Source organism: Streptococcus sp. ACS2, assembly GCF_000525585.1.
Taxonomy (GTDB): domain Bacteria; phylum Bacillota; class Bacilli; order Lactobacillales; family Streptococcaceae; genus Streptococcus.
Genome location: NZ_JALT01000024.1, coordinates 38,042 through 55,558, shown reverse-complemented (window position 1 = coordinate 55,558; position 17,517 = coordinate 38,042). Strand labels below are relative to the sequence as shown.

General features: G+C 41.9%; 16 protein-coding genes and 1 other annotated feature (1 of these 17 running past the window's edge). All 16 genes read right to left on the bottom strand.

Annotation, left to right across the window (positions count from 1 at the left end):
• Window positions 1-85: a sequence feature (ribosomal protein L10 leader region), on the bottom strand; it reaches 52 nt to the left of the window's first position.
• 123 nt (window positions 86-208) lie between these two features.
• Entirely contained in the window at window positions 209-1,417 is a 1,209-nt protein-coding gene (locus tag HMPREF1517_RS04715) for an ABC transporter permease (RefSeq protein WP_037599679.1), read from the bottom strand.
• Between the two features lie 9 nt (window positions 1,418-1,426).
• On the bottom strand, window positions 1,427-2,113 hold the full coding sequence (locus tag HMPREF1517_RS04710; RefSeq protein WP_207185330.1) for an ABC transporter ATP-binding protein: 687 nt from the start codon (window positions 2,111-2,113) through the stop codon (window positions 1,427-1,429).
• A 10-nt stretch (window positions 2,114-2,123) separates the two neighbouring features.
• A complete protein-coding gene (locus tag HMPREF1517_RS04705; RefSeq protein WP_037599675.1) occupies window positions 2,124-3,377 on the bottom strand; it encodes an efflux RND transporter periplasmic adaptor subunit in 1,254 nt (417 codons plus the stop codon).
• Window positions 3,378-3,441: 64 nt separating this feature from the next.
• Window positions 3,442-4,197 carry a class I SAM-dependent methyltransferase gene (locus HMPREF1517_RS04700; protein ID WP_037599673.1) on the bottom strand — a complete coding sequence of 252 codons (756 nt, stop codon included), beginning with the start codon at window positions 4,195-4,197 and terminating at the stop codon, window positions 3,442-3,444.
• A 367-nt stretch (window positions 4,198-4,564) separates the two neighbouring features.
• On the bottom strand, window positions 4,565-7,744 hold the full coding sequence (gene carB / locus HMPREF1517_RS04695) for a carbamoyl-phosphate synthase large subunit (RefSeq protein WP_037599670.1): 3,180 nt from the start codon (window positions 7,742-7,744) through the stop codon (window positions 4,565-4,567).
• Between the two features lie 227 nt (window positions 7,745-7,971).
• Window positions 7,972-9,060, bottom strand: a complete 1,089-nt coding sequence (locus tag HMPREF1517_RS04690) for a carbamoyl phosphate synthase small subunit (RefSeq protein ID WP_002885900.1) — start codon at window positions 9,058-9,060, stop codon at window positions 7,972-7,974.
• A gap of 162 nt (window positions 9,061-9,222) precedes the next feature.
• Window positions 9,223-10,149, bottom strand: coding sequence for an aspartate carbamoyltransferase catalytic subunit (locus HMPREF1517_RS04685; RefSeq protein ID WP_002890256.1), 927 nt, complete (start codon window positions 10,147-10,149; stop codon window positions 9,223-9,225).
• 24 nt (window positions 10,150-10,173) lie between these two features.
• Window positions 10,174-11,451, bottom strand: coding sequence for a uracil-xanthine permease family protein (locus tag HMPREF1517_RS04680; RefSeq protein WP_037599667.1), 1,278 nt, complete (start codon window positions 11,449-11,451; stop codon window positions 10,174-10,176).
• Window positions 11,452-11,626: 175 nt separating this feature from the next.
• Window positions 11,627-12,148: a bifunctional pyr operon transcriptional regulator/uracil phosphoribosyltransferase PyrR gene (pyrR, locus tag HMPREF1517_RS04675; RefSeq protein ID WP_002886175.1), complete on the bottom strand. Its 522-nt coding sequence runs from the start codon at window positions 12,146-12,148 to the stop codon at window positions 11,627-11,629.
• A gap of 220 nt (window positions 12,149-12,368) precedes the next feature.
• On the bottom strand, window positions 12,369-13,259 hold the full coding sequence (locus tag HMPREF1517_RS04670; protein ID WP_002886027.1) for an RluA family pseudouridine synthase: 891 nt from the start codon (window positions 13,257-13,259) through the stop codon (window positions 12,369-12,371).
• Window positions 13,243-13,704 carry a signal peptidase II gene (lspA, locus tag HMPREF1517_RS04665; protein ID WP_014634033.1) on the bottom strand — a complete coding sequence of 154 codons (462 nt, stop codon included), beginning with the start codon at window positions 13,702-13,704 and terminating at the stop codon, window positions 13,243-13,245. Before lspA ends, HMPREF1517_RS04670 begins: the two co-directional genes overlap by 17 nt.
• A gap of 8 nt (window positions 13,705-13,712) precedes the next feature.
• Complete coding sequence (locus HMPREF1517_RS04660) at window positions 13,713-14,618, bottom strand: LysR family transcriptional regulator (protein WP_002886225.1); 906 nt, start codon at window positions 14,616-14,618, stop codon at window positions 13,713-13,715.
• Window positions 14,619-14,733: 115 nt separating this feature from the next.
• Window positions 14,734-15,972, bottom strand: coding sequence for a CD20-like domain-containing protein (locus tag HMPREF1517_RS04655; protein ID WP_037599664.1), 1,239 nt, complete (start codon window positions 15,970-15,972; stop codon window positions 14,734-14,736).
• A gap of 218 nt (window positions 15,973-16,190) precedes the next feature.
• Window positions 16,191-16,520 (bottom strand): hypothetical protein, encoded by a 330-nt coding sequence (locus tag HMPREF1517_RS04650; protein ID WP_048790465.1) that lies wholly within the window; start codon window positions 16,518-16,520, stop codon window positions 16,191-16,193.
• A gap of 86 nt (window positions 16,521-16,606) precedes the next feature.
• Entirely contained in the window at window positions 16,607-17,074 is a 468-nt protein-coding gene (locus tag HMPREF1517_RS04645; RefSeq protein ID WP_037599662.1) for a helix-turn-helix transcriptional regulator, read from the bottom strand.
• Between the two features lie 21 nt (window positions 17,075-17,095).
• Window positions 17,096-17,332, bottom strand: coding sequence for a hypothetical protein (locus HMPREF1517_RS04640; RefSeq protein WP_037599660.1), 237 nt, complete (start codon window positions 17,330-17,332; stop codon window positions 17,096-17,098).
• Window positions 17,333-17,517: the final 185 nt, after the last annotated feature.

Here is a 17,517-nt window from a genome sequence, read left to right as displayed (position 1 = left end):
CAAAAAAATAGTTACGTTTTGTGCCTCGGTTGGATGTTTATGAGTTTAACTCCCCAACTGTCTTAGGTCAGTTTTTTCAAACCTTATTTATAATATCATGACCTAAATCAGACGTCAAGAAAAAAATGCAATTTTTTTTATTTTTTTCTCTATCTTTTTTTGAAGACCATAAAACCTCTCAAAATCTAAAGATTTCAAGAGGTTATTTCTAATCATACCTAAGAGCTTCGATAGGATCGAGTTTCGAAGCTTTATTAGCCGGTAGGAGACCAAAGATAATCCCTACAGCTGCTGAGAAGGCTATGCTTCCCATGGCTACACCAAGAGAAACCGTCGCTTTAAGGTCCATGGCATTCCCAATTGGTCCAACAACTAGGGCTGCAAAGCCTAGCCCAATCAAACCTCCCAGAATAGTCAGAACCATCGACTCAATTAAAAACTGTGTCAAGATTTTACGACGTGTAGCACCTAAAGCCTTACGAAGACCAATCTCTCGTGTCCGCTCAGTTACCGAAACCAACATGATGTTCATAACACCGATTCCGCCAACTAATAATGAAATCCCAGCAATAGCTCCGACAACGGTGGTAATGGTTCCAAAGATTGTGTTCACCTGATCTAGGGCCGAACTCATATCTGCTGCCTTATATTCTCCATTGTCATCTTGGGCCAACTGGGTCAAGCGTTTAGCAGCATCCTTAGCAACGCTACTACTATTTTTCACATCGGTCACATGGAAAAAAATCTGGCCAATAGCATCAGTGTTATTTTCAGCCGCTAACTGGGTATTGGCCACAAGAGCTGTTCCAATTTCACCATAGGCACCGATTGCTGTGTCTTTATTCTTATAAACACCAATCACACGATAATCATTGTTCCCAATAGTAACCACTTGGTTAAGGGCATCCCCATTCGTCTCAAAGAGTTTTTTAGCCACCATCTGATCAATGACAATAACTCGTGAAAAGTTTTTATAATCATTGTCTTGCAAGGAACGTCCTGTCAACATTTCTAACTTTTTAGCTTTAAAGTAGCCCTGACTGGCACCTGTGATATTAACATTCTTCACGGTCTTTTTTTGGAGGGAGATAGAGGAAGTTAGGCTGTTAGTCACAAAATAACTATCAATACCAGGCGTCTGCCTAGCCACTTGCTCCAACCAAACTTCTTTAACCGGTTTGGTCGGTTGTGACAAGTCCGCATAGGCAGGATCTAGCTCCTCACCCTTGGCTTCATAGTAGACTTGAACTGTATCCTTGTCACCAGTCACACTATCGGTAACACTCTGACGCATTCCATTTCCTAGCCCCATGATAAGTACTACCGCAGCAACACCAATGATGATTCCCAACATGGTCAGGAAGGACCTCATCTTGTGTGAACGGATAGAACTAAGAGCAAATTTCCAATTTTCCATTCTTACCTCCTAGTCAATCCGAACGCTATCAGTCGTATCCTGGGTAATTTCCCCATCGCGGATGACAATCTTACGTCGGGCATAGTCTGCAATCTCTGGCTCATGGGTAACCATGATGATAGTCTTTCCTTCACGGTTCAGCTGGGTTAAGAGCTCCATAATCTGCATCCCTGTCTTGGTATCAAGAGCACCCGTAGGCTCATCTGCCAAAATGATTGCCGGATCGTTAGACAGTGCACGCGCAATGGCAACCCTCTGCTTCTGTCCACCAGACAGCTCCGATGGTAGGTGATGGCTACGGTCTGACAAGCCAACTTTTTCCAAGAATTGTTGTGCCCTTTGCTTACGTTCACGTGGAGATTTCCCTGCATAAATCAAAGGAAGCTCTACGTTCTTTTGGGCACTTAACTTTGGCAAGAGAAAAAACTGTTGAAAGATAAAGCCAATCTGGTCATTTCTTACCTTGGCCAAACGATTTTCAGAGAGATCAGCCACATCCTCGCCCTCGAGTTGATAGGAACCTGTAGTCGGTTGATCAAGAAGACCGATAATATTCATAAGGGTTGATTTCCCTGATCCAGAAGGGCCCATGATTGCCACAAAGTCCCCTTCTTCTACCGATAAGTCAATCCCCTTAAGGACCTGCAAAGACTCTTGACCATTTTTGAAAGACTTGGTGATGCTCTTTAAAACCATAAGTGCTGGCTTAGTCACTAGACCTCACCTCTTCTCCACTAGTGTCTTTTGATTGTTTGCTATCAGCATCCGTCACATCTTTTAGGGTTTCGCCATCCTTAAAGGATTTATCTGCCTTGGTGATAACTTTTTGACCTTCTTTAAGTCCTGAAGCAATTTCCTGTTGCTTGGCATCCGCATTGCCAAGTTTAACCTTGACTTGCTTAATTTTCTGAGTTTCATCATCGTAAACCCAGACATAGTTGTCAGAGCCTTTCTTGGTCACAGCAGTTACAGGAACCAACAAGGCATCATCATCTTTGGTCACTTCAAGTGATACATTAAAACCTTGCTTCAGTTTTCCGATTGGACTGGTCAATTGAACCTTGTATTCATACTGAGAACCTGACTGACCTGAGTTGCCAGATGTCCCCGTTGACTGGTTGGCATTTTGCTTAGGATAATTGGAAACATAGCTGACCTTCCCTGTCCAAGTTTGGTCTGGGTATACTTTGGAAGTAATCTTGACCTTTTGCCCCACTGAAATATTTGGAATGTCATATTCTGTTAAGGTCCCTTGAATCTCAAATTGGCCTTCACTTGTCACATGAACTAGGGTTTGGCTCTCTTTTGAAGCAGGGTCCACAGAGTCCGCGACTTCTACGACTGTCCCATTAGCATCTGAAACAATGACTGTTTGGTTGAGAACATCTTGTGCCTTTTCTAGCTCTGATGCTGCATTGGCAATGGCATCATTATAATCTTGCAAGGTTTGGTAATTACTTGCCTCGGTTTGCTGACGCTGTTGAGGACTAACGGTAGTTGTCGAATCATCCTCATCCGAATCACTACTTGTTTGTGCTGAAGCCCCAGGAGCCGTCCCATACTGTTGGAAATAATTACGGTCACGAACTGCCTTATTGTAGGCACGACTAGCCGTATCATAAGCCGCTTGCGCTGAGGTGCTATCGTATTGGACCAGTTGCTGACCGACGCTAACTTCCTCACCCACAGAGACTGTTACAGTGGCATTGCGTCCAATGGTATTGTCAAAATAAACATACTGTTCCGACTGAGCCTTCACCATGCCAGTCAGAAGGGTCGACGAGGCTAGCTGCCCCTTAGTTACCTTACTTGCTGTAGGGGACTCAGAAGCCTTATCTTTCTTGCCACCACCTGCAAAAAGGTTAAAGCCTAGGACCAAAAGGACAAGGAAGCCAATTCCTCCAATGATCCAAACTCTTTTTTTATTTTTAAATAACTTTGGACTGATTTTCTTTCGCATATGTCTCTCTTTTCTTTTTTGTATCACATAAATAAAACAATTGTAATACTTTTAACTTTCAGTGTCAATGGTCTTCGCTTACATCCATGACACCATAATGCAGCTTTTGATTGGGCCGAACCTGGCGTTCAAAACCAAGTTCTTCAAAAACGGTATCTCGAAAATGTGCCTTGATGATAATTTTGTCCCGCGCAACACGTTTAGCTTCTTTTAGCCATTCTTCTGTCAGACGGCTACCATTGGCCAGAGGCTTGATAGCCTCTAGATTTTCCGATTCCTTGATAATCTCTGAAAACATAGGATCGGCATAGATGATATCAAAGGAATTGTCAGCTTGAGCCTTCAAAAAAGACAAGCTATCGCTCTTAATAGCTTTAATAGAACGCATGACCTTTTTAAGCTGCTTATCATCCGTCTGATAAGAAGCAAGACCACGAGAAACCACCTGAAAAATCACATCTTGACTCTCAAGGGCAGTCACCTGATTTCCCGCTGTTGCCATCACTAGGCTATCAGAAGCCAGACCCATGGTCGTGTCAAGAATAGTCTTGGGAGACTTACCTAAAAGACTGACTAAAGCGTCATGGGGAGCCTTAATCCTGAGAGCAGCCGTATCTGGATGGAAGGTCAACTCACTAGCATCAGCATTAACAAAAGACAATCTGTCTTTATATAGGAGATAGAAAGGTCCAAAGCGCTCTAAAGATTTTGCCAAAGATAACTTGCGACGAGGCTGGTAGTCAGCTCCTAACTCGTGAGCTAGTTCTTGGGCACGCGCAATCAAGGTCTCGTTTTCCCGTAAAGATGTCGTAATAATCATGTTTCTAGTATAGCAGAATTTAAGTAGTCTAAACCATGGTCTTATCTTTCATTTTTAACTTGTTAGCTTACATTTGTGTAAGAAAAAGCCCCAGCAAGGCTGAGATTCAGAACATAATTAAACTATTTTTAAATATGAAATAGATTTTGCGAACCTAGTCAGCTTAGACCGAGACTTTTGGCAGTGATGAAAACACCTGAAGCAAGTAGTCTCAGGCGTTCGGAAGTTTTGAGACGTTCGGTTCAAAACTTAGTCATGGAACTACGAAGAAGATCGCTGATGTCCGCCATCACCCAAGAAAAGTCTCAAAAGAAAACTGTGTCTTCAATAAAAAAAGTCCCAGCAATGCTGAGACTCAATATTATGATTAGATAGCTTCTGTTGTAAAGCTACGGCTTTCAAGCACACGCACCATGGCATCTGCTGTATCAAGCGCTGTGAAGAGTGGGATTCCTGCTTCAATAGCAGAGCTACGAATTGCTGCTCCATCTTCGTCATAAGTACGTTTGTTACCAACCGTATTGATAATAGCTTGCGCTTTACCTGTACGAACAAGGGCTGGAATGTCGTTGTCGTCATTTTCACCTAATTTGTTAACAAGCGTTGCGTGAACTCCATGTTCATTCAAGAACTTAGCTGTTCCTTCAGTCGCGTAGATACCGTAACCGATAGCATCGAAACGACGAGCCAAATCAAGGGCTTCTTCTTTCGTATCATCATGAATTGTAAAGATGACATTACCAAAGGTTGGCAAATGGAGATAAGAAGCTTCAAAGGCTTTATAGAGGGCTTTTTCAAGAGTCGCATCTGTCCCCATAACTTCACCAGTTGATTTCATTTCAGGTCCAAGGAGACTATCCACCTTAGCCAATTTTGTGAATGAGAAGACTGGTGCTTTAACATGGACATGCTTGCTTTCTGGGTAAAGACCATCTTTGTAACCTTGTTCAGCCAATGATTTACCAAGAATCAAGTTTGTAGCAACTTGTGCCATTGGGATATCAGTCACTTTAGACAAGAATGGTACCGTACGGCTGGCACGTGGGTTAACCTCGATAACATAGACAGTTTCGTCCTTAATAACGAACTGAATGTTCATCATACCAATACAGTTAAGACCGATAGCCAAGCGTTTAGTGTAATCAGCAATAGTCTCTTGGATTTTCTTAGAGAGAGTTTGTGGAGGGTAAACTGCCATTGAGTCCCCTGAGTGAACCCCTGCACGTTCGATGTGTTCCATAATACCTGGAATCAAGACATCCTTACCATCAGAGATGGCATCCACTTCACACTCACGTCCAATGATATAGCTATCAACAAGGACTGGGTGGTCTGGACTTGCCTTAACGGCTGTACGCATGTAAGAACGAAGGTCATCTTCATTTTCAACGATTTCCATGGCACGTCCACCCAAAACGTATGATGGACGAACAAGAACTGGGAAGCCAATCTTACGAGCTGCTTCAACCGCTTCTTCTTCATTTGTCGCTGTTTGTCCTGGTGGTTGTGGGATATCGAGGTCTTTAAGGGCTTGTTCAAAAAGGTCACGGTCTTCGGCACGGTCAAGGTCAGCAACCTGTGTACCCAAGATTTTCACACCAGCTTTAGACAATGGCTCTGCCAAGTTGATGGCTGTTTGTCCACCAAACTGAACCACGACCCCCTTAGGTTGTTCCAATTCGATAACGTTCATCACGTCTTCGAAGGTCAATGGTTCGAAGTAAAGTTTATCTGAAACTGAGAAGTCTGTTGAAACCGTCTCAGGGTTAGAGTTCATGATGATGGCTTCGTAACCTGCAGCCTGGATAGCTTTCACAGAGTGAACTGTCGCATAGTCGAACTCAACCCCTTGTCCGATACGGATAGGTCCCGAACCAAGAACGATAACAGATTCTTTATCAGATTTGATTGATTCATTTTCCCACTCGTAAGTTGAGTAGAAATATGGTGTTGATGACTCGAACTCAGCCGCACAGGTATCAACCATCTTGTAAACAGGAACAATATTATTTTCCAAACGTGTCGCACGAACTTGGTCGGCTGTTTGATTCCAAAGATCAGCAATCTTACGATCAGAGAAACCGTTACGTTTAGCTTCTTTCAGAACATCAACATCGCCTACGTGAGTAGCCAATTCTTGTTCCAATTCAAAGATATGGAGCAATTTGTCAAGGAAGAAGATATCAATCTTAGTCAACTCTGACAATTCTTCAATAGTGTATCCACGACGGATGGCTTCAGAAAGGTAGAAGAGACGGTCGTCTTGAGCTTTGACAATCTTTTCAACCAAGGCATCGTCTGTGACATCCGCAAGCTCAGACATTTCATTGTGGTAAACACCGATTTCAAGTGAACGGCAGGCTTTAAGAAGTGACTCTTCGATGTTACGACCGATAGCCATAACTTCACCTGTTGCTTTCATCTGAGTACCAAGGCGACGTTCACCATGTTCAAATTTATCAAATGGGAAACGTGGAATCTTAGCAACCACATAGTCAAGAGCTGGTTCAAACATGGCATAAGTTGTACCAGTGACTGGGTTAATCATTTCATCAAGTGTCAAACCAACAGCGATCTTGGCTGCCAATTTGGCAATTGGGTAACCAGTTGCTTTTGAGGCAAGGGCTGATGAACGTGATACACGAGGGTTTACTTCGATAACATAGTACTTGAAGCTATTAGGGTCAAGAGCCAACTGTACGTTACATCCACCCTCAATTTTAAGGGCACGGATAATCTTCAAGCTGGCATCACGAAGCATTTGGTTTTCAATATCTGACAAGGTTTGCGTTGGGGCAAATACGATTGAGTCCCCTGTGTGGATACCCACTGGGTCGAAGTTTTCCATGTTACATACCACAAGAGCATTGTCTGCGGCATCACGCATAACTTCGTATTCTATTTCCTTGAAACCAGCGATAGAACGCTCAATCAAACATTGTGTTACTGGTGACAATTTCAAGCCATTTTCAGCGATTTCACGAAGTTCTTCTTCGTTGGCACACATACCACCACCAGTACCACCAAGGGTAAAGGCAGGACGCACGATAACTGGGTAACCAATTTCTGTCGCAAAGGCAACTGCTTCTTCAACCGTATTGACGATTTCAGATTCTGGAATAGGTTGTTCCAAATCTTCCATCAATTGTTTGAAGAGGTCACGGTCTTCGGCTTGGTCAATGGCAGACAATTTTGTTCCCAAAAGCTCTACTCCAAGCTCTTCAAGAATACCAGCTTTTGACAATTCCATTGCCATGTTCAAACCAGTTTGTCCCCCAAGTGTTGGCAAGAGAGCATCAGGACGCTCTTTACGAAGAATACGTGTAACAAATTCAAGCGTAATTGGTTCAATGTAAACCTTGTCTGCGATTTCTTTATCAGTCATGATTGTCGCAGGGTTAGAGTTGACAAGGACAACACTGTAACCTTCTTCTTTCAAGGCCAAGCAGGCTTGTGTACCAGCGTAGTCGAACTCAGCAGCCTGACCAATGATGATAGGACCAGACCCGATAACCATAATTTTTTTAATATCAGAACGTTTAGGCATAATTTATGATACAAAGCCCGTTAAGGACCCAGTGAAAATAGGAAACGTGACGACGCCTAAGCGTCTAGTCACCGTTTATCTTTTTCACACAGTCCTTAGGGCATGTTCACTTCCGTGAACCTGTATCTTCTCCTTTCTATTTGACAACTCTCTGGTTGTCATTAAATAAGGTAGTAGACTGGGGCGAACAAGAGTCACACCCCACTATAGTCACTAGACAGTTGCAATTAACGACGTGCTTTTTCAGCTTGGAAAGCATCAATCAATTCCAAGAACTCATCAAAGAGATAGCTAGCATCGTGTGGACCAGGTGCTGCATCTGGGTGGAATTGCACTGAGAATGCAGGGAAGTCACGGTGACGAACACCTTCAACTGACTTATCGTTAATTTCTTCGTGTGTTACCATGAGGCAATCTGGAAGTGACTCACGGTCAATGGCATAACCATGGTTTTGGCTTGTAAAATCAACACGACCAGTCGCAATTTCACGAACCGCGTGGTTAAATCCACGGTGACCAAACTTCATCTTGTAGGCCTTGGCACCATTAGCCAAACTAAACAACTGGTGACCCATACAAATACCAAAGATTGGAATTTTACCTTGGATGCCACGAATCATATCAAGTGCGTACGGTACATCTTCAGGGTTACCTGGACCATTTGACAACATCACACCATCTGGATTGAGGTGGAGAATTTCTTCAGCAGTGATATCATGTGGCACAACAGTCACGTTACAATCACGTTTTGAAAACTCACGCAAGATAGAGTGCTTGAGACCAAAGTCAACCAAAACGATATTTTTACCAACACCCGGTGCTGGGTAAGCTGTCTTAGTTGATACCTGCTCAATATTGTTGGTTGGCAAAACAGTCGCACGCAATTGATCTTGCAAGTGCTCAATACTGTCACCAGGGCTGGCCAAAGTGGCTTTCATGGTACCGTGTTGACGGATAATTTTAGTCAAGGCACGTGTATCAATACCAGAGATACCAGGGATGTTTTTCGCCTTCAAAAACTCATCCAAGGTCATTTGGTTACGCCAGTTGCTGGCACGACGGCTAGCCTCTGACACAACGACACCCTTAGTCGTTGGCTTAATTGACTCATAGTCGTCACGGTTAACACCGTAGTTACCAACAAGTGGATAAGTAAAAGTCAAAATTTGACCATTATAAGACTGGTCTGTGATAGATTCTTGATAACCTGTCATACCAGTATTAAAGACGATTTCACCCGTCACATCCACATCAGCACCGAAGGCCTGACCTTCAAAAATAGTGCCGTCTTCCAAAATAAGTAAACGTTTTGCCATTATAGTAAATTGTTCCTTTCACTAAGATACAAAGGGCGTTAAAATCTGAATGAAAATCAAATCTGACAGAGAAGCTCCAGCCTCTAGGAAGATTTGTCTCTTTTCAAAGATTTAGCCCATGTTCTTTTTCGTCTGATTCTCTCAGGAATCGATTAACGTTGTTTACGCTTTGCCATTTAAAATAGCTTCAATAATTGCCATACGGACAAAGACCCCGTTTTGCATCTGAGCAACGATACGAGCCTTAGGCGCCTCAACCAGACTATCAGCAATCTCCACATCACGATTAACCGGAGCAGGGTGCATGATAATCGCCTGATCAGCTAACTTGGCATAACGTTCTTCAGTCAAACCATAGAGAGCATGGTAGTCTTCTTTTGAAAATCCTTTGTCATCCCCATGACGCTCGTGCTGAACACGAAGCAACATGAGAACATCCAAGTCCTCAATGACGTCGTCAATGGCCACATGCTGACCATAAACATCAAACTCATTCGAGTACCACTCTGCCGGACCAGCAAAATAAAGCTGAGCACCCAAACGCTTGAGAATCTGCATATTTGACTTAGCGACACGCGAATGCGTAATGTCACCTGCAATACAAATCTTAAGATTTTCAAAGGTTCCGAACTCTTCGTAAATGGTCATCAAGTCAAGCAAACACTGACTTGGGTGTTGCCCTGAACCATCACCACCATTGACAATAGAGGTCTGGATGGTCCTACTATCAATCAACTGCTTGTAGTAATCGACTTCCGAGTGGCGGACCACACAGATGTCAACGCCCAAAGCAGACATGGTTAAGATCGTATCATAGAGGGTCTCACCCTTGTTCACCGAGCTAGTTCCAGCATCGAACTCAATCACATCCAGGCCAAGTTTTTTCTCCGCCACTTCGAAGGACTTGTGCGTTCGTGTTGAATTTTCAAAAAAGAGATTGGCAGCGAAATACTGTCGATCCAGCTGGAAATCAGCTCTGCCATTTTTAAAATCTCCACCTCGACGAATCAGGCCCAAGACCTCTTCATTCGTGAGGGTTTCCATTGTCACCAAATGTTTCAGTGACACTTTTCCATCTGCAATCGCCATAGTTTTTCCTTTTAAATTGATTGACTATTCTTTGCTACCTTTTTTAGGATCTGGCAAGATTTGGTAAAGCAAGATACCAAGAATGGTTGAACTTGCCACACCCGTAATTTGAAGACCACCAAGGTCAATCATCAAACCACCGATACCAGATACCAAGATAACACTAGCAATCAAGAGATTCTTTTTATTATCAAAATCAATCTTATGTTCAACTAAAATTTTCAAACCGCTAGCAGCGATAACCCCAAAGAGGGCAATAGATAATCCACCCAATACAGGAGTTGGAATAGAATGCAAGAGTGCTGATAGCTTACCAATAAAGCTCATCAAGACCGCAATCACTGCTGCGCCCGCAATAACGTAAACTGAGTAGACCTTACTGAGGGCCATAACCCCAATATTTTCACCATAAGAAGTTACCGGAGGAGCTCCAAAGAAACCAGCGATAATCTGTGCCAAACCATCACCAGTAAGGGTGTGGTCAAGTCCTGGATCTTTGAAGTAATCACGCTCAGTCAAACTGTTTAGAACCATGACGTGACCAAAGTGTTCAGTCATCGTCACAAAGGCAATCGGAGCCATGGTCAAAATCGCACTTGGATAAAGCTTAAAACTATAATCCACAAATGGAATGTCAAAGTTGGGAACTTGAATCCAATGTGCCGCAGCTACCTCTGAGAAATTGATAAAACTATGTCCTGTCAGCAAACCAAGAACCGCTGAGAAAATATAGCCCACAACTAAACCAAGCAAAATTGGGATGACACCGACAATCTTCTTGCCATACATGTTAAAGAGGATAACCGCAAAGAGGGTCACCATCGAAATCAATAGAGCATAGATACTATAGCTTTTATTTAAAGTTGTCGCATCATTGACTGCATTGGCTGCAAGGTTCAAACCAATCACCATGATAATGGGACCAACCACGATTGGTGGAAGGACCTTATCAATCCAGTCTTTACCCGCATACTTAACAATCAGAGCCACAAGCAAGTAAACCAAACCACCTGCCATGGCACCTTGAGCCACTGCCGCAATGCCATCAGTCTTCATAAGTGTCTGCATAGCCGCAATATAGGCAAAACTAGACCCCATGTAAGCTGGAATTTTGTACTTGGTCACCGTCAAGTGAGCCAAAGTTCCCAAACCAGATGAGAAAAGAGCAATAGCGGGATCAATCCCAACCAAAATCGGCACAAGCACCGTCGCACCAAACATGGCAAACAAGTGCTGGAATGACAAACCAACCAATAAACCAGGTTTTGGCATATCATTCACATCATATTTTACGTTATTCACGATATCAAAGGACTCCTTAAAACAAGATACAAAGCCCGTATAAAGCCTAAAGCAAAAATAGGAAATATGATGACGGAGCGCCAGCTCCTAAGAATATTTATCTTTTTTGCACAAGGCTTAGGGCGTGTTCAATTAACAAGATACAAAGGGCATATTACCCTATCCGTCAGTCAACTTAGCTTGGATCAATAATGTTGACGCTATCTTTGCCATCAACTTCTGCGACCAAAACTTCGATTTCTTCTGACTCACTAGTTGGGATATTTTTACCAACATAGTCCGCACGGATTGGCAATTCACGGTGACCACGGTCAACCAAGACAGCCAAACCAACACGCGCTGGACGTCCATGGCTAACGATATTATCAATAGCTGCACGAATCGTACGACCTGTGTAAAGCACATCATCCACAAGGATAACATCTGTACCATCAATTTCAATAGGGAAAACAGATGTGTCTTGTTCAGCCTTAACATCATCACGGAAAGCTTTAGTGTCAAGCTCAATCAATGGCACATCAAGGTTTTCCAACTGTTTCAAGCGCTCCTGGATACGCTGTGCAATATAAACACCACGTGTCTTAATACCAGCCAAGACAATCTTGTCGAGATTTTTGTTACGCTCAATAATCTCATAAGTGATACGTGTAATGGCACGTTTCATGGTTACGTCATCGACGATCTCTTTTTTCTTCATAAAAAGAACCTTTCTAAATACAAAAAAATCCCCTCGAAAACAAGGAGATACACAAAAATATGAGTACAGTTCACCCGTACACTTCTCATGGCTCCTTGCCTGCCTCTCTGGACAGTGATTAAAGGACTTATTTAATTAGGTAAATTATAGCAAATTTCAGACTCTTTTACAAGGAAAAAACGGACGCCCCTCCCAAGAAAGACTATCCGTTTAATAACTGTTACGCTTCTCTCAACTTCTCCAAGGTTTCCTTGAAAATAGCAGGTTCTTCCGCTGTAAATTCGACCAATTCTCCAGTCGTAGGATGTGTGAAACCGAGAGTCTTAGCATGTAGAAATTGTCCATGGCCCTTGAGGGTCTTACGTGGACCATAAAGAGGATCTCCCGCCACCGGGTGACCGATATAAGCCATGTGCACACGAATCTGGTGCGTGCGACCTGTCTCCAGCTGCAACTCTACCAAAGTATAGTTGCCAAAACGTTCAAGAACGGTAAATCGTGTAACTGCAGGTTTTCCTTTAGCTGTAACTGCCTGCTTCTTGCGATCCTTGTCCGAACGCCCAATCGGAGCCTCAATCACGCCTCGATCATTAGGTAGATTGCCATGCACGATAGCCACATACTTACGAAGGGACTTCTTATCCTTAAGCTCAGCCGCCAAAGCATTGTGAGCCTTATCATTCTTAGCAATCATAAGGAGACCAGACGTGTCCTTGTCAATACGGTGAACAATTCCTGGACGAACCACACCATTGATAGACGAGAGGTCCTTGACATGGTACATCAGAGCATTGACCAAGGTACCAGACGTGTGACCAGCTGATGGATGGACAACCATGCCTTGAGGTTTGTTGACTACTGCCACATCCGCATCTTCGTAGATAATATCCAAAGGAATATCTTCAGCCTTGTATTCCAAGACCTCTTCTTCTGGCAATTCATAGGTGATGACATCACCCTCTTTAACCGCATACTTGGCCTTTGCCGACTTACCATTAACCAAGACCGTTCCAGCCTTAATCGCTTCATTGGCCTGACTACGTGACAATTCTGTCAAATCTGCCAAAGCCTTGTCCAGACGGTTTCCCGCCTCTTTAATGATGACTTCCATTTTCCTCTTTCCATAAGATTAAAATCAAGAGCAGTACCCCCACCGTTAGATAGGAGTCTGCCACATTAAATATTGCAAAATCAATAAAATCAAGCTGAACCATATCAACCACGTAACCCAAGTGCACACGGTCAATAAAGTTACCAATACCACCTGAGATAATCAAAACCAAAGATAGCACCAACCAAAGACTCTTCTGGTAATTTTTAACCAGATAAACCAGAGCCGCACCAATCACTAGAACCGTCAAAATCACAAAGAAATATTTCTGATCCTGTAAAATCGAAAAGGCAGCACCACGGTTCTGTAGATAGGTCAAGCTGAAAAGTCCAGGAATAGCCTTGATAACTTGGTTAAGGGCAATATTTGCCACAACCCAATGCTTAACCCACTGATCCAAACCAATCAGAGCCAAGATAGCCAAAGGAATCGCAACCTTACGCATAAGTCCTCCTATGGTTTGTATGTATCAAAGTAGTCAAACATAACATTGACAAACTTAAGAGCACAAGATGACAAGTTAATCCCCTTACGACGGACATAAACCATCTTGTTATCCAAATTATCCTCAAGCGGAATAACCGTAATCCCGTTCACACTTTGTGCATCCAAGAAACCAGATCCCGTCGCATAAGCATCCGTACGTTCCAAGATACCGTTCAAAGTCGCACGGTCTGTCACGTTAAACATCAGAGACGAATCTGATGTATCCACGAAGTTTTCAGAATAGTAAAGGTACTCGTCCTTCTCCTGAGTGAAACGTACTGTAGGCAAGGCCGCCAAATCCTCCATAACAAGACTTTCTTTTTTAGCCAGAGGATGCCCCTTACGGAGATAAATGTGCGTTTTAAACGGAATCAAATCAATAGCCTCAAGCCCAAGCTTGTCCATATTTTGATGGATTCCCTTACTATTTTGACGGTTCAAATAGATAATCCCAATCTCACTGTGCCCCTTGGCTACCTCATCCAAAATCTGAATGGTCGTAGACTCAAAGATACGAAAATCCTTGTAATCAGGGTAACGCTCTGAAAAAGTCGTGATCAAAGGTGGCAAAAAGTCATAGTGCTGACTGGCAATTGAAAACTGGTTGCCCTTTTCAGAAGCATTGAGATAGCGATTTTCAAAACTATCAAAACTGCGTACCACCTCAAGCGCACGCTCGTAAAAAGTCATGCCCTGACTGGTCAAGACAGCCCCCGTCGTTGTACGGGTGAAAATTTGGAAATTCAGCTCCTGCTCCAAATCCTTGATAGCCACCGAAAGGCTAGGCTGACTCACAAAGAGCTTGCTGGCTGCCTCGCGGAAGGTTCCGCTATTGGCAATGGCTACGACATAACGTAGTTGTTGTATGTTCATGTGTGACACTTCTTTCTTGAAAAATCAATCATTTCTATTATACCAGATTTTATCCTCTTTTGTTGATACTAAAAAGCCCAGGCAACCCTGAGCTTGAATTAATTAAAATGTAGTCTTATTCGTCTGATTTGTCTGTCAAGAAGTACTCGTTTTCACGTTTGTCATAGTCGAAGGTCAAACGAACAGCATCTACCTTTCCACTTTCTGGATTATAATCACGGTAGCTAAGACTGACTGACTGAGTGAGATCGCCTTGTTCAGTTTGTGTCATTTCATGATAAGTGAAGCTAGCCTCTGGGTGTTTTTCAACCACCTCAGAAAGTCGTGTCCCCTTGAGCAAATCAGCTTGTGTACCTACAGACAACTTTTCATAGTCATCTTTTGTCCAGTTGCTATGATAGTCATCAACTTCTTTGACCTTATCATAGTCGAAGGTTGCTGAGGCAGATTTCAAAACATAAACATCGTCTTTTTTCTCAAAAGTCAAACGAACATAGTTGTTTCCATCTGTGTTTTCTTTTCTATAGGTGAGGTCTAGTAAATCTGGTTTATCTTCCTCGTAAGCATCACTATACTCGGCATCAGTCGCCTTACCGTGAGTATCCAAGACCTCGTCCAATGTCAAAGTACCAACCTTCAACTCCTTAAACTGATCCTCAGTCCAGTCAAACTTATAATTCTCATCGATGTACAGATAAGCTCTATCGTGACCATCACTTTGGAACTGCTCAGCATGGTTCATGACAAATTTCACTGCTTGATAGCCTGCTCCAGCAAGCGAAGTCATGAAGAAGATGATTGACATGACTAGGGCAATAATAGAAAGTGCCTTGCGTGTCGACTTCAGACTCAAAACCAAAGTCACAATAGCTAGAATGATAAGGAAGAAAGCAAGGAAAGTAAAGACAAAACCGAAAGGAAGCGTCCAAGACAAAATGACGAATAGAATCCCCAAAACTAGGATAATAATCGGCAAAGCAATATTAACAAAAGCATTATTCTTGGTTACTTTTGGTTTGTAATAAGGGTTTTCCAAAGGTATCTGACTTGCCTTTGGAGTTTCTTTTTCTTGCTCTTTCTCCATATTCAACTCAGGCATTGGCTTAGGAGCTTCCTCCTCTAATGCCACCTGAGCCTCTTCTGGTTGCGTATCTGCTACTGAGTCAGCTGTCACCTCTTCAGTAGCTTCAGAACTATCCACCTGCTTAGCCTCAACCTGCTCAGACACTTGGGCACTTGGTTCCTCCGAAGCAATGACAAAACCCTCTTTCTTAGCTTCCATAAACTCCTCAGGACTTGGTTTACGTCCATTGACGTCCTCAAAGTGACGCACCCATTCTTCTCTAGTTGCCATAGCTGACTCCTTTATCTCTTTTTCTTTATTTTATCATACTTTAATCTCGTCTTATGAAAATAAAATCGGATATAAGAGAGAATTTTTTGAGACTACCTTAGGTGCTTAAGTGACAAGCCATCTCATGAAAATGGATGGAAGAAGAAAAGAAACTGCACCCAAAAGTTAGATTTTCTCTATCACACTTTTTGGGGGCAGTTCACATTATGGTTTATTTATTACTCATCAGAAAACATCAATTCATCTATCTTTTCTCTATCTTCAGCAATACCCTTATATGACTCGATTGTATTACTAAGGAATTCCATACTTACCTCGTAATCTCCTTCATATAAATATATTTGAGCACCTAATGTTTCAAGACTTTCTAGGAGGGTCCTCATTTTTATCAATTCCTCTAAATCTAGATAATTACATTCTAATAAAACTTCTCCCTTTTGAATCCTATTTTTTATCTCACTAATTGGTATAGTCATAAAGTTTCTTACCAATTTACAAGCTTCAAAAATATTATTTGACATTTTTACTTTTGAGTAGATTACTGACATAACTTCATCCTTTAGAAATCTTGCACATATATACAGTCTAGTATTAGTAAGACTAGTTTTTTATATTTAAATGTATAGCTATGTATCTAGTCTTTTTTAATCTCCAAACTAAGCTTATAAAAACTATAAAGGCTATAAGCAATTGCAATGATTCCCAAGAAACCAAAGTATACATTATCCTTTAAACTCTTCAGATAAATGCCAATTATTATAAAGAGAAAGGTATTGATCAAAATGACTAATCTTTTATTTTCTATCTTGCCTATTTTAAGTACCAATAGTCTAATGATAAGTATCGATGGAGAGAATAAAACGGCAATGATTGTAAGTAAAATATTTTTTCTGCTAATTAAATTAGCTTTAATGCCTTTTTGAGATTCTTTTTCAATATTCATCTCTTTAAATAATAGTTCCAGTGAAACATTATCAGGTTCACTTTTTCCTAATTCCCATTTAGAAATCGTCTGACGAGTAACAAATACTTTATCTGCAAGTTCTTGCTGAGTCATACCTGTTTTAGTTCTATATTCTTTAATCAACGTAGCAATGTCCATTTTAATACCCCTAGCTTATTTCTATTCTTCGATAAAAGGCTCTATCAACAAAATTGCTATTAATATTATATAGAGAGGAAGTTTATAAATAAAGTAAGTAGCAACGAGTAATAGAAACAATAACATTCTCGTAACCCACGGATATTTGTTTGATAAACTGACCAATAAATTAACTAAAGGTTTCAGTATCAACCCCATTAATCCAAAAGCAAGCACCCATATAAAATTAGTTTTGTTTTTCTTAATAAATTGTAACATTAAGAATACCTCCTCAGATTTGTTACTTTAAATTTATCAAGACCCATGACTAAAAGCACGCAACGAATAGTAAAATATGCGCAACGTCCTTAGAAACTAGGATGCAACGCTCCAAGTCATTACGCAACGAGGAGAATATTACCTCTTAAAAGTACGAAATGGCAGTACATTAGAATCTAAAGACA